Raw genomic sequence first — 20172 nt, forward strand, 5'->3', positions numbered from 1 at the left:
CAGAATCCATAAATAACACCGCCGTTTCATAAGATTGAAACGGCTTTTTTTATTAAATTAGCACATCTAAAAATTTACTAAAAAATGATCTCTGAAAAATATCTTCAACATTTACAGAACGAACTTCAAAACATTGAAAATGATGGTCTTTTTAAAAGAGAAAGAATCATTACTTCTCAACAAAGTGCTGAAATTGAAGCCAACGGGAAAAAACTTCTGAATTTCTGTGCCAATAATTATCTGGGATTATCCAACAATCCTGAGGTAATGAAAGCTTCACAGGATATGATTGAATCTCATGGATACGGAATGTCATCCGTACGTTTTATCTGCGGAACACAGGATATTCATAAGCAGTTGGAAAAAAAGATTGCGGATTTCCTGGGTCTTGAAGATACTATTCTTTATGCAGCTGCTTTTGATGCTAATGGAGGTGTTTTTGAACCTTTATTTACTGAAGAAGATGCGATTATTTCAGATGAACTGAACCATGCGTCTATTATTGACGGGGTACGTCTTTGTAAAGCGGCAAGATACCGTTATAAAAACAACAATATGGAAGATCTGGAAGCACAGTTAATTGCTGCTTCTGAAAAGAATCACCGTTTCAAAATTATCGTTACTGACGGAGTTTTCTCTATGGACGGAATTGTTGCAGACCTAAAAGGAGTTTGTGATTTAGCTGATAAATATGATGCTTTGGTGATGGTGGATGACTCTCACGCAACAGGTTTCATCGGAAAAACAGGCCGTGGAACCCACGAAGCTAATGAAGTAATGGGAAGAGTGGATATTATCACCTCTACTTTAGGAAAAGCTCTTGGTGGAGCTTTGGGTGGATTTACTTCCGGTAAAAAAGAAATTATTGACATGCTGAGACAGCGTTCAAGACCGTATTTATTCTCCAATTCACTGGCGCCGGGTATCGTAGGAGCGGCTCTGAAAGTTCTGGATATGATTTCCGATGATACTTCACTTCGTGATAAGGTAATGGAAAATGCAGAATACTTCAGAACCCAGATGAAAGCGAAAGGATTTGATATTCCTGATGGCGATGCAGCTATTGTTCCTGTCATGCTTTATGACGCTCCGCTTTCCCAGAAAATGGCTGAAAAATTGATGGATGAAGGAATTTACGTGATCGGGTTCTTTTATCCTGTGGTACCGAAAGGAAAAGCAAGAATCAGAGTACAGCTTTCTGCTGCGCATACAAAAGAACATCTTGACAAAGCCATTGCTGCTTTCGAAAAAGTAGGAAAAGAATTAGGGGTGATTTCTTAAGATAAAAAAATCTACGTTTGTAGAATAAAAACAGGATTTCTTATATTTAGAGAAATCCTGTTTTTTTATTCAGGGGATTGGACGTATTAACAATAAAGAAAAATTGAAATACATTAAAAATATACCACTTTTACAATAATTGATACTATTTCTTTTAGTAATTAAATAATTGTAGTTAAAAAAATGTTATTGCTGAATAGATGATAATATAATATATTTGGAGCACTAATTATAATAACCATTTTGTGAAAAAAAATTTACTTCTTTTTGTATTTTTTGGCTTTTTCAAAACAATTTATGCTCAATCTGATGATTACAAATCAATACTTACTGTAAGTGCTTTTGCTCCTTTTCGTGACCAACGCTATAATATAGGTTATATGCGGAAAATAAATGAAAGATGGTGGGTTGGAAGCGAAGTGGCATATGGAACCGATAAAATAATTCCTGTAAATATGGGCAATTTTGAAGGGGAAAACAGGGTTTTTGAGATAAAACCGGAAATTTTTTACAGCTTGGCACCCCAATCAAGATTAAAACATTTTGTATCAGCAGAAGCTTTCTATTTAAATCAAACAGGAAAAAATATTTCAGGAAAATATTACGACGAAAATGATATTTATTATTCTTTTAGTTCAGCAGATTATAAAAGAACCAAATATGGATTAAATATTAACTATAGCATTTTGATTCATAAAGAGTCTTCATGGTTTGGTTTTATGCCTAAAATTGGCTTTGGTATCAGACAAAAAAAAATTTCTTATACTAATATGACAGGAAAGGAAGAAGATTATGCTCCTATAGATGGTCTTCCTTTTGATTATCATTCAAATCGGCAAGGTTCCAATTTGCGTTTCAATTTTAATGTTGATATGAAATTCATTTTCAAATTCTAAAAAATATTTAATCTTTATTATTTTAAGCTAAAGATTTTAGATTAAATTCTCTTTTTTTCCGAAATAAGCTATCTTTGCAAACAAATTTTTAGGATGCTGTATACCATCATCAAAGCTTTACATATTATCTTCATGGTAAGCTACTTTGCGGGAATTTTTTATCTCGTAAGGATTTTCGTTTACTATAAAGATACCGATGAGTTTCCGGAAGAAAAAAAGAAAATTCTGAGAGAGCAGTACACTTTTATGGCCAGAAGGCTGTGGAATATCATCACCGTTCCTGCCGGGGTAATCATGGCGGTATGCGGATTGGTCATGATCTTTTTAAATACCGGGCTGATGAAAATGCCGTGGTTTCATTTAAAACTTACCTTCCTTATCGGGCTTGCCATTTATCATTACTGGTGCTGGAAAAAAGTACTGAAACTTAAGGAACTGAACGGAAATACCATGGAAACAGCCAATATCAAACTGAGACAGGCCAATGAGATTGCAACCTTCATTCTCTTTCTTGTCGTATTTACCGTGATCCTGAAATCTTCAGTAATTGAATACTGGTGGCAATTAATTGCAGGATTTTTCGTTCTTGTATTTTTGATCATGATGACTGTTAAACTCGTTAATAAAAATAAAAGAAAACCTTAAAGATGTATTGGTTTTGAAAGACTGTTGCAAATTGATTAAAACTCAACCTATAATGGTTTCTTCTTACCAATCATTCATAACTCATAACTATAAAACATGTTTGCAATTTTAAAGAAAGAACTTTGGAGTTATTTCGGAAACTGGAGCGCGTGGGTAATCATTGCCGCCTTCAGTCTGATAACAACTCTTTTTCTGTTTTTTTTCGAGAATGATTCTAATATTTTTGAAATTGGAATGGCCTCTCTTCAAAGCTATTTTGTACTCGTTCCGTGGCTGTTGATGTTCATTATTCCGGCCCTTTCCATGAAAACCTTTGCCGAAGAACAGCAGACGGGAACCCTTAACTGGCTTTTTTCCCAACCGTTGAAAGTTTCGGAACTGGTAACAGGAAAGTTTCTTTCCGTATGGATTGTAGGTATTTTATGCCTTATTCCATCACTCATTTATCTTTATACGGTTTACGTTTTAGGCGTTCCTGCAGGAAATATTGATCTGGGAATGACCTTTGGAAGTTACATTGGACTGGTTATTTTAATTGCTGCTTTTTCAGGAGTAGGGATCTTAGCTTCTTCATTATCACAGAATCAGATCATGGCTTATCTGCTGGGCGTTTTCATGTGCTTCATCATGTATTTCGGAATAGAGCAGCTGGCGAGTTATAAACTTTTAGGGGGAGCGGATTTTATTCTTCAGAACCTGGGCTTCTATCAGCATTTCTTAGGCTTTACCAGAGGGCTTATCGATCTTAAAGATGTGGCTTATTTTATCCTGGTCATTGGTGCCGCTTTAGTATTGTCTAATCATTTTATCAATAAAAAGAAGTAGAATTATGAAGAAGATACACGCTAAATCTCCGATAGGAATTTTCCTGTTTGCTATTGTACCTTTGGTTATTCTGCTGACTTATTCAGGAATAAGACTGGATCTTACCAAAGAAAAAAGATACACGCTTTCAGACAACACCATAAAAGTGCTGGAGTCGGTTAAAAAGCCGGTAACGGTTGATGTTTATCTTGAAGGCGACTTTCCGGCAAGCTTTAAACAGCTTCAGAGTGAAACCCGTTTCATGCTGGAAGAATTCAGAAAGATTAATCCAAAGATTGATTTTAAATTTATTGATCCTATTAAAACCAAAATGTCACAGGATACCCTGATGGCAATGGGAATGCAGCCTTCCGTACTTCCGGATGTGAAAGACGGCAAGATTTCCCAGATTACCCTTTTCCCATATGCGGTAATCAAATATGACAAGAGAGGAGTTTCTATTCCTTTGGTGGTGCAGCAGGCCGGAATAGATGCTAATGAACAGCTTACAAGATCTATTGAAGGGCTGGAATACAGTCTGATTTCCAATATTAAAAATATTGCAGCTGATAAAAGAAAGAAAGTTGGAGTTTTGGTTAATCAGGATGAACTGAGGCCTGAAGAATTCCACGGATTTATGCAGCTGGCACTGGAAAATTACGATGCAGGACCTGTTATTCCAAAAAACCAGACCGAGCTTACACAGGCTGATATTCCATTGCTGAAGCAGATGAGCGCTTTGGTCATTGCGAAGCCAAGAAAAGCATTTACCGATAATGAAAAAGTAATTCTTGACCAGTATATCATGAATGGCGGAAAAACGCTGTGGATGATTGATGCCGTGAATGCTGAAATGGATACCCTTACAAGATCTAAAAAAGTAATGCCTTTCCCTGTGGATATCAATATGACAGATTTCTTCTTCAACTACGGACTGAGAATCAATCCGGCGTTGGTAAAAGATGTGAAGAAATTTGCATTGTTGAGGTTAGTGACCGGTGAAGTAGGAGGGAACCCGCAGTATACAAGCCTTCCGTGGCCGTATTTCCCGCTGGGAATTGCTGAAAATGATAATCCGGTGACTAAAAATATCAACCCGGTGAAATTTGAATTCCCGACTTCTATCGATACACTGGGAAGAAAAAATATCAAGACGAAAGTCCTTTTTGAATCCAGCGAAAGAACCCTTCTGAAACAGGTTCCGAATTATGTGGATCTTAAAGAGATTGCCAGTGTAGACAGTCTTGGGCAGATGGAAAAACCAAGTACCCCAAAAATCTTCGCAGTGGCACTGGAAGGAAAGTTTGAATCTGCTTATGCTTCAAGAATTGAAAGAAAATCTTATCCGGGCTTTAAAAACCAGAGCCCTGAAAATAAAATGATCGTAATTGCTGATGGTGATGTGGGAAGAAATAAAGTCCTTAAAGGGGAACCGCTTCCTCTGGGTGTTGATCTTCTCACGAATCAGGAGTTCGGAAATGAACAGTTCCTGAGAAATGCCCTGGATTACCTTCTGGACGACAGCAACCTGATGGAGCTGAGAAACCGAAATATTGAAGAAAGACTTCTGGACAGAAACAGGATCACCGAAGAAAAAACAAACTGGCAGTGGCTGAATTTACTGCTTCCGTTAGCCGTAATAGGTCTTCTGGGAGGATTGTTCTTCTGGATGAGGAAGAGAAAATTCGGATAGAAAATATAAAAAAGGAGAAACTGATATTGAGTTTCTCCTTTTTTATTCCGGAATTATCCTTTGAATATTTTATCGCGTCTTTCTGCGTTAACTTCTTTTGCCATGATAGTCTTTTTCTCAAGTATCATTTATCTTTTTGATTCTTTCAAACGCATTTGATACTTTTCCAGCACATTCCATATCCCGTAAAAAGCATCATTCCCTTTCTTATCTGAGAAATTAGTATTGAAAATCATAATTCTTCCCAGATTATTTTCCGGGTCAAAAAACATCATCGACATTACGCCCGGATCGCCTCCGGTATGCCCAATGTAGCCTGTATAGCCAAAACCGATGAATATTCCGGTGTTGTAAGATTCGCTGTACGGGTTTTTATCATTCCGTTCCGTGAAGTTGGAAGCAGAAAGTTGTGGTGTAAAGTATTGCTTATAGCTTTCTTTGGTAAGAATTGTTCCTTTTCCGTTATAGCCTTTCATTAATTCGCTCAAGTAGAGGCTCAGATCATGGATGTTGGTTATAAACCCGCCATCAGGATAGGTGATGGAATAATAATAGGGTAGAACCGTAGTTGGATTTTCATAGAGCTTGGAGAACTTTGAGAAATCAACTTCTTTAAACTTCCATCCTGAATGATTCATTTTTAGAGGCTTCAGGATATATTGTTTGGTGAAATCACTGAAAGACTGTCCTGTTGCACGCTCTACAATGTATGCAGCCAGTGTGGTTCCCACATTAGAATATTCGTACATACTTCCCGGCTGAGAGGAAGAAAAGCTTTCTTTGTTCCATTTTCCGTTCTCTGTAAGGACGTTTTCTAAATAATCGGCCATTGAAATCGCAGATTCAGAAGGATTGAAAACCTGTTCATCATCAAAGTTCAGTTTGGCTCCGGCAAGGTTCTGATCAGGTTTCAGGTAATAGGTTTTAGACAGATAAAATTCATTATCAAGAATGGAAGAAGTATGGGATGTTAGCTGCCGGATGGTAATTTCGGTTTTCGTAAAATGCGGGTTGACAACTTTAAACGGCAGGTATTTATTAACAGGATCGTTCAGATTGAGTTTTCCCAGTTCCTGTGCTTTTAAAACAGCAATCCCTACAAATGTTTTGGAAACGGAAGCAATATTCTGAATGGTTTGATCTGTATAAGGATTTTTCTCTTTAACATCAGAAAAACCAAATCCTTTCTGATAAAGAACAGACTGATCATCCACTACCGAAACGGCAAATCCGTTGAACAGCTCCTGCTGGTAGATGTTGCTGATGGCTGCATTCAAAGAATCCTTTATGCTTTTATCTTTACTATCTGAGCCGATTTTCGCAGATTGGCAGGAAAAAAATACAGAAGACAGGATGGTGAAAAATAGAATCCTTTTCATATGTTTTTTATAATAAGACACTTATCCGGTGCCTGTTGTTACAAATAGATCCGGAAAAGAACAAAAAAAGAAACCCGGAGGTTTCAGTTAATAATATTCTATTTCATAAAAGTATTCATAAAAATTACTATTGGCATCGGGGCCGGAAGCTTCATAAATTTTATTATTGTAGGAGTCAAATGTATATCGGATAATCCTTGAACTCTTACTAACAGGGTTTTCATACGAAAGATGCGTCATATAACCGTTTTTACCATAAGTTTTTGTATCTGCATCCCACGTTTTACCGTTTCGGATATTGATTTCTCTTATATTCTGACCGAGCTTATTATAACTGTAAAAATAACTGTATTGATTGGACTTTCTGCTGATCAAGCGGTTGTTTTCCGAATAAGTGATTTCAACTCCGGCATCCGCAAATAGTTTTCCGTCCATATATTCTTCAGATTTCACTTTATTTCCGTTATAAGTCAGTTTTTTGACGAGCAGTAATTTTTGATCAGCCTGAACAGCATAGACTAAGATGGTATGATTGCCAGGATCATAATCGACTTTCCAGTGAGCACTCCTGCGCTTACCATTTTCAAAAAGAGATTCAATATATTCTGTGACCTGATTCTTATTGTTATAAGAGTACTGCCTTATATTAAGAGTATCACTGTCATTTCTTACAGTTTCCTTTCTGATAAGCCTGTTTTGGACATCATAGTGAAAATGGACATTGGTCGTGGTGTGAAAATTCCTCTTGATAAGCAGTCCCTCTTTGTTATAAAAATAAGAATCTACAACTTGTTTCTGAGGATCGTTCGGGTATTTATTGAATCTTGTGATTTTCTTTATTTTTCCGTTCCAGGTGCGTTCTTCATACTGATTGGGAAGGGTAACTTTTGCTTCAGGGACAAAATCATCCACCATACGGTTGAAATCGATCGTTGGGTTTACAAACTTATGGTTGGGAAGATACACTTCTTTGAAGCTGGAAGGTTGATAATCTTTTATCTGAGCGTATACACTGTCTGCCTGAGCTTACCCGTGAATATAACATAGCAGGAAAGATACTAAGATTAGAATGGCTTTGATTATTTTCATGGTAACTATAAACTCCGAATTTAAGGAGATTTTTCAAATATATAAACTGAAGGTGGTGTAATAAAAAAGAAACCCGAAGGTTTCTATTTATTTGATCATATTGATTTATTCTTTAATAAGTTTTGAATGCTGCTCACTAATGGATATAATCAGCTTTCCTGTAGTATCCAAAAAAATTAATAAGATGTAATTTCTTCCTGAACCAAATTTTTAGGAAGAAGTGTTGCTGTTTTATAATAGCTTATATCTGTTGAAAACCGGTTCTGAAGTTCTTTAAAAGTACTGTAATCATAGTGTTCCCAATTCAGTTCATTTTCAGGATCGGGTGTTTTATCTATGGCAAGCTCCAGCTTTCCGTCCTCCTGATAGCTGAATTCTATGGCCGCATACTTTTCACCGCTTTTGTCGGTTGTATACCAGCATTTTGTTGTTCTTTCCATGATAGGCTTCAGGGTATCATTGTCAATAATCTGGGAGCAGATGAAGTTTTCAGGATCATCATGATAAAAGATTGTTTTGGAGATCAGTGGTTTTTCATCTGAGGATAATGAATATACTTTATTGGTTGCAATAATAAAATCTCCGGCAGATTCTCTTTTTTCAATATCAAAAAGTTCAGATTTCTCTTTCAGGTATTTGAATACCTGGTTCTCGTCTTCAGTATCATTCATGAAGTAATTGATGCTGTATATCTCATCTTCGGTCAGAAATTCAATTTCTTTTACCCTTTCAGAGCTCTTCTCATAATAATACAGATGGTAGTCGTCCAGTTTTTCGGCTTCAGCCTTTGAAATGACGTCGCCAAAAATATTTTTGTATACTTTTTTCATGGATTAATTGTGTAAATTATGTTATCAATAGCGTGTTTATTCTAAAACAGAGGTAAGTCAGAACTCTGTTTGCTTTTCAGATTTATTACTTTTTTATTTTATTCTCCCCCTTTAGATAGAATTTCCTTTCATAAGTTAAAAGGTTAAAGCCCATAAAGATAGAAAAGACTCAACCAATTAAATATTGAACTACATCAATAATTGTATCTTGTCTCAACTTAAAGTTTGAAAAAGTGGGCTATAAAAATTTCAGGTATATTTTCTTTACAAAATAGATATTTTTACAATGTAAATTTTAAAAAGAATAATTATGGCCTGGCAGTATTTGTTTTTCGGGCAGTATTTTGGAGTAAAAAAAGAGTTTTGCGGTTAATTATCATAGTTAGTTTTTTGAAAGCTCAAATATATTTAAAATCAGAGAATTAAAGAACCTAATTTGTGTTTTTATGATGAAATTTTAAGTTTCTGTGGTACTTATTGTACAGCTATTTGTACATATTAGTTAAAATGGTGCGGCTGGTTCTATTATACATCTTTGATAAAATCCTCATATTCATAGTAAAACCTTTCAAATCCATCCATTTTTTCTACAAAAAATTCAAACATTTCCTGCCATGAATTTTTGTTGAAAATAGAAACTCCATGTTTTTCAGTCCAGATTCTGCTGATGATCTTTCCGTTGTCGAGCATAAAATGTTCCTCTTTCTGAAAATTTCCTATGAAATCTTTCAGAATATCTTCCAGGGACCAGATCTTTTCATAATAAGCATTCCGGTAGATTTCATCTTTCATCTCTATGTCCAGGGAAACTTCTGCTTTTTTGTTATCTGCATAAAATTTGAATGACATATCCTTGATCTTCGTATCATATAAGATCCACTTTCTTGGAAAAGATTTCCCAAAGGCCGTCCAAAACTCCTTTTTTAACTGCTGTGCTTCCTGTTTACTGAACATAAAGACAAACTTAAGAATTTAATGGGGAAAAGGCAAATAGGAAAGGAGTAGCAGGAGGTTTGTTTATTGTATTTCTCGCTGATAATACAGATTTTTTGGTGGTTTTTTTCCCTCGCGGATCTGGCATATTGGGCAGATTTTTTATTGATGACTAATAGAAACTATAAATTTTTAAAACCTTAAATGAATTTCTGTACAAGGCTTAAGTATTATATTTTTATTAGGTATTCGTGCCAATTACCATGTTTGCTTTTTTACAGCTTCTTACACATTTCAAACTATTTTCTTACTTTTGCTGTAATGCTTTCAAAAAAATCCCAATATGCTTTTAAAGCGCTGTCGTACCTGGTAGAAAAAAGGAATGACGGCCCGGTTCTTATTTCCGAAATTGCCGAACATAAAAAAATCCCGTTAAAGTTTTTAGAAAACATCCTGCTGGAATTAAAAAAAGCGGATATCCTTGACAGTAAAAAAGGAAAAGGAGGAGGTTACTTTTTAAAAGAAAATCCTGAAAACGTTAAGCTTGCCAAGATTATTCGTTTGGTGAACGGACCTATTGCCATGCTGCCATGCGTCAGTCTGAATTTCTATGAAAAATGTGAAGATTGCAATGAAGATCACTGCGGGCTGCATGATGTACTGATAGAAGTCCGCGATGCATCGCTGAATATTTTAGAAAGAAAAACTTTAATGGATCTGGTCGATTGACCCGATCCTTTTTTTTGAATAAATAGTCTACTTTTTTTGTAGAGTAATATTTTTATCTGATATTTGCATTACTTCAAATAACCGGATTATGATTTCAAAAGTAGATACAGATATCCTGAAAAGCACTTTATTACTTATCTTTTATGGTTGGGGAGAAGAGAATGCAGTCGGTATTAATGAAACAGAAACCACGATATTATTATGATTATTACCAATAAAATTCGGGTAAGGCTGAATGTCTTTTTTATAGCAGCAGTAATAATAAGTATTGTAGTTTCATCGCTGTATGGTATGGGATTTCTGGACGAACTGCAGGTTGTTTTGGCGAAAGATAACTATATTTTTTACTGGATGATTCTGGTTGGGGTGTTAGCTGAAGTAGTGGCCGGATCTATGGGAATGGGGTATGGAGTAATCTGTACAACAACGCTTTTATTCCTGAATATTCCTCCGCATATTGTAAGTGCAAGTATCCATTCTGCTGAAAGCTTTACGACAGCTGCAGGGAGCATAAGCCATATCAAGCTGAAAAATGTAAGCAAAAACCTGGTGAAAAAACTGGCTGTTCCTGCTGTTATCGGAGCAGTTATCGGAGCAGTTTGTCTTACCTATCTTGGTGAGTATTATGCTAAAATCACCAAAACAATCATTGCCTTTTACACCTTATACCTGGGAGTCCAGATTTTTTTGAATGCTTTTAAGAAAAAACAGGATAAAGCCATGAAGAAAAAAACCAATCTTACCCGGCTTGGAGTGATCGGAGGCTTTATAGATTCGTTTGCAGGCGGAGGCTGGGGACCTTTGGTTACCGGAACACTGATTAAAAATGCATTTACTCCCAGATTTGCAGTCGGCAGCTCCACAGTAGCCAAATTCATTCTTACCATCACCGCGGCCGTTACTTTCTTTTTTACTCTGGGAATCCAGCACTGGAATATTATTCTTGGACTTCTGATTGGTGGAATTTTTACCGCTCCCTTTTCAGCAATGCTTACGGCAAAGCTTCCTGTGAAAAAAATGTTTCTGGTCATAGGAGTTTTAGTCATTGTGATGAGTTGTATAACGATTTATAAATCAGTATTAAGCTGAAATAAATACTCTTTTTAGCAAAATAAAAGCCCATAAAATACTTTTCAGTTTTGAAAATATTTTACTTTTACACCACAAAACAATAGAATATGAATTTACATATCGTAGCACTTTTTAAGTTCAACGAAAATTATCTGATGGAGGCTGTAGAGCTTTTTCAGAATCTGGTGAAAGAGACAAGAAAAGAAGAAGGCTGTCTTCAGTATGACCTTGTTGAAGACAAAGACAACAAAGGAACCTTTTTTCTGATTGAGCTTTGGGAAAGTGTTGACCACCATAACAGACACAACGGACAGGATCATCTTCTGGATTTCCGTAAAGATGCCTCAAAGATCATGGAAAGCTCGGTAGAGGTATATAAAGGTTTTAAGATTTATTAATTTTTGATCTTTTCATTCAAAAAATAAAAGGCGGTTTTCAGAATTCTGAAGCCGCCTTTTGATTAGAAAAAATAGAAAGTATTGAAATTGAGTTTATTTCACAATAAGCTTTTTGGTTTCCGTACTACCTCCGTACGTAATTTTTACCATATAGTTTCCGGAGGTAAGGTGGGATAAATTCAGATCCTGTTTGTAGAATCCTGTTTGGTTGGTTAGTTCTGCTGTATATACTTTTTTTCCGGTAAGATCATATACTTCTACATTACCTTTACTATCTGCTCTCTCTTTTACATCAAAAAGAACCGTTACTTTTTTGTCAGATGCGGTAGGATTCGGATAGATCCCGAAAGAAGCTTTTTTACTTACTTCAGTGATTCCCAGACTGCCGGTTATTTTTTTGTATTTGAAATACATATTTCCGGTTGAAGCGCCCTCATTCGATGTAAAGTACATTCTGTAATAGTCAGAACCCTTTTTTACATAATATACCACATTGGAGAATGGAGCGCCCATTGTAGGTTTCCATGAATATCCGATCGTACTGATGTTTTTTGAAAATGCAGTAGAAGCAGGAATGGTTGTTGCAGCCGTTTCCTGAGTTTCCGGCTGTACTTTGGCAACACTGATGGCCGGGTTTTGAAGAACGCCTGACATTCTGTATTTCATCGTAAGCTGCTGGCCTGTATCCGGATCGATATAAGGGTAATCTGTGTAGAATCTTGTAAACATCATGTCCCAACTAGCTTTCGGCGGTTCAAGATTAGCTACTTTTTCACCTGTATTGAACGAGAAATAATTGAAATAAGCATCATCAGAACCATTAGCTATTGTTTTGGTCTGGGTAGCATCCCATGAAGAAGTTGCTGTATTCCATTTTGCATATTTAAAGGTATAACCAAAGTAATAATCTTCAATCATGAATTTTACAGTGGCTCCGGAAGGGTATTTAAGGATAAAAATTACTTTTCCTTCAACGTGATGACTTCCGAAGTTGTACTCTCCCCACCCTGAAGATTCACTGCCCTGTTCAAAAGCACCTTCCTGGATAGAAGTTGTATTATCAGCGTTGAAAAGCGGAGCACCATAAGAGGCTACACTGTTGCTTGTTATATTGTTCCAGTCTGCAGGATTATTGGAAGCCTGATATACTTTGATATCATAAGCATCATTAATTCTTGTTCCAAAATTGGTGCTTGAAGCTCTGTAGAAAGCTACATCCCAGGTAGTGGCAGGCTGGGAAACGGTACCGTTCGTTCCAAGATCAAAAAATACCCTGTTTTGGTATTGAGGTCCCATCGTCATATTCACAGTTGTGTATCCGTTGGCGTCGGTCTGAGATAAAACAGTCTGCTGGATACCCAGAGTTAATAATGAAGCCAAAAGTAATTGTGTTTTCATAATGCTTTTATATTTTCTTATTTAGAATCGTTCCACAAAAGTATATTAATTGTTTTTAATCATTCTAAATAAAAACATGATTTTTATCGTGTTTTACTTTTGGATGTTATAGGGAATGCCTTTTAATAAGGAAAAAGCCGGGTGATCTGTTGACCATCCGGCTGTATAAAAGGCAAATAATAGTCTAATAAACCTTATTTTTTGATGAATTTTGATTTAATTACAGAACCTTCTGTAGTTTCAATCAGCATATAGTATACGCCTGTCTGAAGTTCACTGATATTAAATCTTTGTCCGTTCAGTTTTCCTTCAGCAGCTTTTTGTCCTGAAGCAGAATAGATCTCAATGTTTTTCGGATCTTTTCTTGTGACGAACTGTAATGCAGTATTGTCCGAAGTAACAGCGAATTTAATGTCTTCTTTTGATTTAGCAGCATCGGAAACTCCTAATGAGCCGGCTGAAGTTAACACAACATTGTCCATACGTAAAGCCTGGTGAACAGATGTTGCAGAAAATTTAAAGGCAATGTACTGTTGGGTAGAAGCAGGAACATTTAAGGTAGTTACTACAGGTGTGCTGGTTGTCATAACAATAGCTTCTCCCAGAGAAGTAAAGGTAGACATATCAGTAGGACTTGTTACAAGACCGATTTCCAGAGATCCTTTACCACCAGGTACACCACCAATTCTTAATGTAGTTACAGATATAGTCTGGCCTCCTGCCGGAGCAACAATTTGAGGCGATACCAGATAAAATGGGGTGTTGGGAGAGGTTAAGGAATAAGCCTGAATATACTTGTCAGCAGCTCCTGGAGCTTCTACTGTAAGAACCGGGGCAACAGATGGGTCCAGAGCAGGCATTACTTTTGTCCATCCGTTTTGCGGAAGAGATTCCTGGCCTTCATTTACTGTAAATGCATCAAAGTTTTCATTAATAGAAGGTAATTGCGCTTTAGCAGTAATGGCTGTCAATATAAAAGCTCCTAGAAGTAGTTTTAATTTCATAACGTTATTTTTATTTAGAATTATTCCACAAAAATAATATTTTATTTTTAATTGTTCTAAATAAAGCACTATATTTGTCGAAAATTTTTTGTGTCTATGAAGAAGAAGGTACTTTCCATACTGTCATTATCTGCCGTTCTATGGGTGAATGCACAGGAAAAAGATTCTCTTAATCAGAAGAAAATAGAAGAGGTTGTCGTTACGGGACAATATAAACAGCAGTCCATCAATAATTCCATTTATAAAGTAGAGGTTATCAATGCAGAACAAATTAAGAATATGGCAGCTACCAATGTATCGGATGTTCTTAATCAGAGCCTGAATATTCTGATCATTCCGGAGAGGAATTCAGGGAATTCTACAGCTAATCTGATGGGGTTGGGAGGTGAATATACCAAAATCCTAATAGATAATATACCTGTGGTAGGGGATGTAGGTCTTGGAAATAATATTGACCTTACAAAGCTTAACGTAAATAACGTTGAAAGAATAGAAATTGTAAGAGGTTCAATGGGAGTTGATTACGGAAGTAATGCCGTAGCAGGAGTAATTAACATCATTACCAAAAAAGGAAGTTCACAGAAAGTGACTATTAATGCCGCCATACAGGAAGAAACTGTTGGAAAGGAATACGACTGGTATAAAAAAGGGGAAGGGCGACATATTCAAACTCTTAATTTAGGCTATAATATCAATGAAAACTGGTTTGTAGGTATTAATTTTAACCGGAATGATTTTCAGGGCTTTAAAGGTCCGCAGGAAGGCTATAAATATTTTGAACAGGATGGAAAGAGAGGATATTTGTGGCAGCCAAAAGATGTAATCAATGCAGACGGGGTGGTGAAGTATAGCAATAAAAACACTTCTGTCTTCTATAAATTCGGTTTTTTAAATGAACAGCTGAATTATTACAATCCTATTCTCGGGGAATATTTCTATGGGGTTGATAATAATACCTATGCTGCTGTAGACAGGGATTATAAAACAACAAGATATCTTCATCAGTTGAATGTACAAACTAAATTGGGAGCTATCAACTATACCGGAGATTTTTCTTATCAGACCCAGGACAGAAAATACAGAGACTATAAATATGATGTGCCCAACAGAACGGTAATCGGGAATAAAGATCAGTACGAATCTTATAATAAAGCCGATGTTTTTTATTCGAGGGGGGTATTCAGTAACTTTTTAGACAGTAAGAAAATTGATTTCCAGCTGGGCTATGAATTAGACCATACTACAGGATATGCGGGAAATATTGCCGGTTTTTTTAGAGAGACAGATAATGTGAAAAGAAAAATTTTCAATTATGCCAATTTCATGTCCGTAGAATGGAAGGCCACCGACTGGCTCTCAGTTCGTCCGGGTTACCGTCTTGCTTTAAGCGACAAATTTGATACCCAGCACAACTACTCCCTGACTGCAAGAGTAAAAGCAGGTGAAAATGAAAATTTAAGATTGGTGGTTGGAAGTGCCAATCGTTTTCCAAACTTTGATGAACTTTATACCTATAGGGTAGATACCAACCATGATATCCAGGGAAATGAAAACCTGGTGCCGGAGCAGGGGATGACAGCTTCCCTGAATGGCGAGAAAAAATTTACAACTTCTTCAGGATGGGATTTCAAAGCAGGAACAAGTGCTACCTATATGGATGTAAAAGACCGTATTGAACTTGCTGTTGTTAACCAGCAGCCACTGAAGTATAAATATATCAACATCAACAAGTACAGATCCTATATTTTTGAAGCCAACTTCAGAGCTCAGAAAGACCAGTTGAGTGTAGCAGCAAATGCTACTTATTATGGGATTTCCAGAGAACTGTCTGAAGGAGGAGTTGATTCGCCGGATAATTTTTATTATACTTTTGAAGCGAATGCAGCCGTAAACTATACCGTTCCAAAAACGAACACAACACTTTCCCTATTCTATAAATATACCGGGAAAACGCAGATGCCTGTTCTGGTTTCTCCCCTTGGAGCAGATGCCTATTATGATATAGGAGAGAGAGGTGATTTCCATATGATGAATTTTATGGTATCCCAGCCATTCTTTAACAAACATCTGGAACTAGGATTGGGTGTTAAGAATATTTTCGACGTTTCTTCGGTGAGAGATACCACCCTTACAGGAAATGCTCATGAAACGGCAAATACGAATTCTAATCTTTTCTATGGCAGAAGCTATGTTGCCAGACTAAGCTATAATTTCTAAAATTCTAACAATGAAAAAAATACTATTTTATCTCCTTATAGGTTCATCATTTATTGCTCAGTCATGTATCAATAATAATGAAGATCCAGTGGCTGTACCGCCGTCGCAGGGAAAGATCGTGGATCCTTCCATAGGTGGTGACAAAGAGCCCAATCAGGTTTGGATAGACCTTAGTGATGTGAATGATGATGGAACTCCCAAGCAGACGGTGAATGTAAGAACAGACTGGGACCTGGCATTTTATTCAGGAAATAACGGATTTAAGGTAATATTAAACTCATCAATTACCATGGCTGCTGCAAAAATTCCGAATGTAACGGATATTGCAGCTGTGAAAGATTCAGACTTGACAGCTTTAAAGGCTAAGGTAAAAGTAGGAAATTATAATCCTGCGAATTCTATATACGTTGATGATGTAACCGGTAACTTTCCTTCCGGATATACTGCAATAGAAGGAATCGCAGCCAATGATGCTGAGAATGGAGTATACCTGGTTAATATGGGTAAAGAACTTTATGTAGGAAATGTAGCATTGGGTTCAGTTTCTACTGGAGGTGCCGACAGAGGCTGGATGAAAATTCAGGTTGTGAGAAGTGGTGAAGGTTATAAAATAAAATACGGAGGTCTTAATGATACTACGCTGAAAGAAGCCATCATCAGTAAGAAAAGTAACTATAATTATACTTTTTACAGCTTAAAAGAAGGCAAAGAAGTAAGCATCCAGCCGGAAAAAAATAAATGGGATATATCCTTCTCTGTATTTACCAACCTTATTGAAGGAGCGGGAAGCTACAGCTATGCAGATTTTGTACTGACCAATAATATGGGCAATGTAGGCGCTTACGAAGTAAAAGTAGCATCAGGTTCCACAATTGAAGCATTTAATAATTTCGAGAAGGCAGATGTTGTAGACTCCAAGCTGGTATATAATGATCAGAGAGTAATAGGGGGAGGATGGAGAGAAGTAGGACCTTCGGGATATCAGGTAATAGGCAACGTTTTTTATGTGATCAAAGATGCTGAAGGGACCTATTATAAATTAAGATTTACCAGACTTACAAGCAGTGAGGGAGTCAGAGGGCATTCATCATTCCAGTATAAAGCATTAAAATAATCAAATAATAGTATATCATGAAAAAATTCATTCTTGCAGCTTCCATCTTAATGGCAGTGTATTCCTGCAAAAAAGAAGAAGGCGCTAAAACAGAAAATACAACGGAAACCTCTTCAGAGGCTCCGAAAAGCAACAATAAAATTGTCACTCTGAACGGTGGGATTACTGAAATCGTAAGTGCATTGGGACACGAAAAAGAAATCGTAGGAACAGATGTTACCAGTACTTATCCGGAAACATTGAAAGCTACCGCTAAAGATCTTGGACACGTAAGATCCATGACGATCGAGCCGATTATGGCAGTAAGTCCTACACTGATCTTAGCTTCAGACAAAGATATCAACCCTGAATTATTAGGAAAAATCAACTCTTCAGGAATCAAAACAGAAGTATTCAAACAGGAATTTACGGTTGACGGAACTAAAAAGCTTATTGCAGATGTTGCCAAAGCAGTAGGAAACACAGACTATCAAAAATTAAATGATAGGATTGACGCTGATCTGAAGCAGGTACAGCCCATCGCGAAAAAACCTAAAGTATTATTCATCTATGCCAGAGGAAATATGCTGATGGTAGCCGGTAAAAATACACCAATGGCTTCATTAATCAGTCTTGCAGGTGGAGAAAATGCAGTAAATGATTTTGAAGATTTCAAACCGTTGACACCGGAAGCCGTGGTAAAAGCAAATCCTGATGTACTGTTCTTCTTTGCAACCGGACTTCAGGGAGCAGGTGGAAATGAAGGAGCCCTTAAGATGCCGGGAGTTTCCCAGACTAATGCCGGGAAAAATAAGAAAATCATCGCAATGGATGGAGGATTGGTTTCCAGTTTTGGACCAAGATTAGGAGAAGCAGCAGTAGGATTAAACAAACTTTTAATTGAGAACACAAAGTAAACTATACTTTTATCTAACTATAAGCACAGTACTGCTTGTCATCATAGCAGTACTGGCGCTTAATACAGGAGTCTACGATTTTGGAGGCAATTCACCTTTCAAAGTTTTGTGGCAGTATATAAAAGGAGAACCGGGAATATCTTTAAGCGATAAATATGTAATCTGGGATGTGAGAGCAGCCAGAATTATTATGGCTATTTTAATAGGAAGTATGCTGTCGGTATCGGGAACAAGTCTTCAGGGACTTTTCAAAAACCCTCTGGCGACGGGAGATTTAATAGGACTTACATCGGGAGCAACGCTGCTGGCGGCAATTGCCATTGTTTTAGGAGGACATTTCAAACAGTATCTTCCTGAAGCCGTACAATTTTCACTGGTGGGAATTTCCGCATTTATAGGATCTTTTTTATCAATGATGCTGGTGTACAGAATTTCAACAAGCGGAGGAAAAACCAATGTAGTGATGATGCTTCTTACCGGTGTTGCCATTACAGCGATCGGGTTTTCAATTACAGGTTTCCTGATCTATATTTCAAAAGATGAACAGCTTAGGGATCTTACATTCTGGAACCTGGGAAGTCTTGCCGCAGCAACTTGGACGAAGAATATTATTCTGGCCATCGTCCTGATCATTTCCTATATCATACTTCTTCCGAAAGGAAAAGCACTGAACGCAATGATGTTGGGAGAAAAAGACGCTCAGCATCTAGGAATTAACGTAGAAAGACTGAAAAAACAGATCATTATCACTGTAGCTCTTATGGTGGGAAGCTGTGTGGCATTTTCAGGAACAATAGGCTTTGTAGGACTGATTGTCCCGTATATTTTAAGGCTTTTATTTAAATCCAATTATACGTTTATTCTGCCTTTGTCGGCTTTATACGGAAGTATACTGCTTCTTACGGCAGATACTTTCAGCAGAAGTATTGTAGAACCTTCGGAACTGCCGATCGGGATTCTTACAGCACTTATGGGAGGCCCCATTTTTATCGCTATTTTAGTTAAATTCAAAAAATCGCTGTAATGATAAAGGCACATCAGATCAGTTATAAGCACAAAGATTTTTATATTCTGGATGGCGTAGATGTTTCTTTGGAATATGGAGAATTTCTTGCCATTGTAGGACCGAACGGGGCCGGAAAATCAAGCCTGCTGAGTGTTCTGGCCAATGAAATAAAGAACAAACAGAAGGTGCTTTTTAAAGATAAACCAATCAGTGAATGGAACGTACAAGAGCTTTCAAAGCATAAGGCGAAATTTTCCCAGCACAACAGCAATGATATTCCTCTGGATGTAAAAGATGTAGTGATGATGGGAAGATATCCGTACTTCGATGCCCAGCCGGGAAAAGAAGATACAGAAGCTGCAGACGGCATGATGAATGAAACCGATATTTTCCATCTGAAAGAAAGGGAATACAATACCTTGTCCGGAGGAGAAAAACAACGGGTGCATCTTTCAAGAGTGATGGCCCAGCTGCAGAATGATATTGCCCATAAACTGGTTTTTCTGGATGAACCGTTGAATAATTTAGATATAAAACATCAGTATAAAGCACTGGAGATTATTAAAAACTTTACCCAAAAGGCCAATAGTGCTATTGTCGTACTGCATGATCTGAACCTGGCAGCACAGTTTGCCGATAAAATTTTATTAATGAAATCAGGAAAGGTTTCCGCCTATGGAACGCCGCAGGAAGTTTTTACTGCTGAAAATATCAGTCACGCCTATAATTTCCCGTGTACCATTTGCGGACATCCTATTACCAATAACCCTATGATCATTTTTGGATAAC

Annotated in this window: 19 protein-coding genes; 13 read left to right on the forward strand and 6 right to left on the reverse strand. The window is 37.0% G+C overall.

Annotated features, from left to right (window positions below; all coding sequences use genetic code 11):
• Nucleotides 1-84: 84 nt before the first annotated feature.
• The 5 genes from kbl to gldG all read left to right on the forward strand — a co-directional run bounded on the left by kbl (nucleotide 85) and on the right by gldG (nucleotide 5319).
• On the forward strand, nucleotides 85-1281 hold the full coding sequence (gene kbl, locus FW768_RS22800; protein WP_153399536.1) for a glycine C-acetyltransferase: 1197 nt from the start codon (nucleotides 85-87) through the stop codon (nucleotides 1279-1281).
• A 245-nt stretch (nucleotides 1282-1526) separates the two neighbouring features.
• Nucleotides 1527-2177 (forward strand): hypothetical protein, encoded by a 651-nt coding sequence (locus tag FW768_RS22805; RefSeq protein ID WP_153399538.1) that lies wholly within the window; start codon nucleotides 1527-1529, stop codon nucleotides 2175-2177.
• A 93-nt stretch (nucleotides 2178-2270) separates the two neighbouring features.
• On the forward strand, nucleotides 2271-2822 hold the full coding sequence (locus tag FW768_RS22810) for a CopD family protein (RefSeq protein WP_153399540.1): 552 nt from the start codon (nucleotides 2271-2273) through the stop codon (nucleotides 2820-2822).
• A 96-nt stretch (nucleotides 2823-2918) separates the two neighbouring features.
• Entirely contained in the window at nucleotides 2919-3647 is a 729-nt protein-coding gene (locus FW768_RS22815; RefSeq protein ID WP_153399542.1) for an ABC transporter permease, read from the forward strand.
• 4 nt (nucleotides 3648-3651) lie between these two features.
• Nucleotides 3652-5319, forward strand: coding sequence for a gliding motility-associated ABC transporter substrate-binding protein GldG (gene gldG, locus FW768_RS22820; protein WP_153399544.1), 1668 nt, complete (start codon nucleotides 3652-3654; stop codon nucleotides 5317-5319).
• Between the two features lie 128 nt (nucleotides 5320-5447).
• Here gldG and FW768_RS22825 read toward each other — a convergent pair whose 3' ends face one another.
• The 4 genes from FW768_RS22825 to FW768_RS22840 form a co-directional block, all read right to left on the reverse strand.
• The gene (locus FW768_RS22825) at nucleotides 5448-6698 is read right to left on the reverse strand and encodes a serine hydrolase domain-containing protein (protein WP_153399546.1); all 1251 of its coding nucleotides are present in this window, start codon (nucleotides 6696-6698) and stop codon (nucleotides 5448-5450) included.
• 87 nt (nucleotides 6699-6785) lie between these two features.
• Nucleotides 6786-7664 carry a hypothetical protein gene (locus FW768_RS22830; protein WP_153399548.1) on the reverse strand — a complete coding sequence of 293 codons (879 nt, stop codon included), beginning with the start codon at nucleotides 7662-7664 and terminating at the stop codon, nucleotides 6786-6788.
• A gap of 299 nt (nucleotides 7665-7963) precedes the next feature.
• Complete coding sequence (locus FW768_RS22835) at nucleotides 7964-8617, reverse strand: hypothetical protein (RefSeq protein ID WP_153399550.1); 654 nt, start codon at nucleotides 8615-8617, stop codon at nucleotides 7964-7966.
• Between the two features lie 525 nt (nucleotides 8618-9142).
• Complete coding sequence (locus FW768_RS22840; RefSeq protein ID WP_153399552.1) at nucleotides 9143-9571, reverse strand: DUF4268 domain-containing protein; 429 nt, start codon at nucleotides 9569-9571, stop codon at nucleotides 9143-9145.
• Between the two features lie 300 nt (nucleotides 9572-9871).
• Here FW768_RS22840 and FW768_RS22845 point away from each other — a divergent pair, with 300 nt between their 5' ends.
• The 3 genes from FW768_RS22845 (at nucleotide 9872) to FW768_RS22855 (ending at nucleotide 11748) form a co-directional block, all read left to right on the forward strand.
• Entirely contained in the window at nucleotides 9872-10279 is a 408-nt protein-coding gene (locus FW768_RS22845) for an RrF2 family transcriptional regulator (protein ID WP_153399554.1), read from the forward strand.
• A 201-nt stretch (nucleotides 10280-10480) separates the two neighbouring features.
• On the forward strand, nucleotides 10481-11368 hold the full coding sequence (locus FW768_RS22850; RefSeq protein WP_153399556.1) for a sulfite exporter TauE/SafE family protein: 888 nt from the start codon (nucleotides 10481-10483) through the stop codon (nucleotides 11366-11368).
• 89 nt (nucleotides 11369-11457) lie between these two features.
• The gene (locus FW768_RS22855; protein ID WP_153399558.1) at nucleotides 11458-11748 is read left to right on the forward strand and encodes a putative quinol monooxygenase; all 291 of its coding nucleotides are present in this window, start codon (nucleotides 11458-11460) and stop codon (nucleotides 11746-11748) included.
• A 93-nt stretch (nucleotides 11749-11841) separates the two neighbouring features.
• On the opposite strand, the gene FW768_RS22860 is transcribed toward FW768_RS22855, so the two are convergent.
• Nucleotides 11842-13146 carry a T9SS type A sorting domain-containing protein gene (locus tag FW768_RS22860; RefSeq protein ID WP_153399559.1) on the reverse strand — a complete coding sequence of 435 codons (1305 nt, stop codon included), beginning with the start codon at nucleotides 13144-13146 and terminating at the stop codon, nucleotides 11842-11844.
• A gap of 194 nt (nucleotides 13147-13340) precedes the next feature.
• On the reverse strand, nucleotides 13341-14150 hold the full coding sequence (locus FW768_RS22865) for a T9SS type A sorting domain-containing protein (protein WP_153399561.1): 810 nt from the start codon (nucleotides 14148-14150) through the stop codon (nucleotides 13341-13343).
• 96 nt (nucleotides 14151-14246) lie between these two features.
• On the opposite strand from FW768_RS22865, the gene FW768_RS22870 reads away from it, so the two are divergent.
• The 5 genes from FW768_RS22870 to FW768_RS22890 are packed head-to-tail and all read left to right on the forward strand — an operon-like array spanning nucleotide 14247 to nucleotide 20171.
• Nucleotides 14247-16367, forward strand: a complete 2121-nt coding sequence (locus tag FW768_RS22870) for a TonB-dependent receptor plug domain-containing protein (RefSeq protein WP_153399563.1) — start codon at nucleotides 14247-14249, stop codon at nucleotides 16365-16367.
• 10 nt (nucleotides 16368-16377) lie between these two features.
• A complete protein-coding gene (locus FW768_RS22875) occupies nucleotides 16378-17481 on the forward strand; it encodes an HmuY family protein (protein ID WP_153399564.1) in 1104 nt (367 codons plus the stop codon).
• A 17-nt stretch (nucleotides 17482-17498) separates the two neighbouring features.
• The gene (locus tag FW768_RS22880) at nucleotides 17499-18377 is read left to right on the forward strand and encodes a heme/hemin ABC transporter substrate-binding protein (protein WP_153399566.1); all 879 of its coding nucleotides are present in this window, start codon (nucleotides 17499-17501) and stop codon (nucleotides 18375-18377) included.
• Nucleotides 18361-19401 (forward strand): FecCD family ABC transporter permease, encoded by a 1041-nt coding sequence (locus FW768_RS22885; RefSeq protein ID WP_153399568.1) that lies wholly within the window; start codon nucleotides 18361-18363, stop codon nucleotides 19399-19401. Before FW768_RS22880 ends, FW768_RS22885 begins: the two co-directional genes overlap by 17 nt.
• Nucleotides 19401-20171, forward strand: coding sequence for a heme ABC transporter ATP-binding protein (locus FW768_RS22890; protein WP_153399570.1), 771 nt, complete (start codon nucleotides 19401-19403; stop codon nucleotides 20169-20171). The genes FW768_RS22885 and FW768_RS22890 overlap by 1 nt, the downstream gene beginning before the upstream one ends.
• Nucleotide 20172 lies beyond the last annotated feature (1 nt).

The organism is Chryseobacterium vaccae (assembly GCF_009602705.1).
GTDB classification, from domain to species: domain Bacteria; phylum Bacteroidota; class Bacteroidia; order Flavobacteriales; family Weeksellaceae; genus Chryseobacterium; species Chryseobacterium vaccae.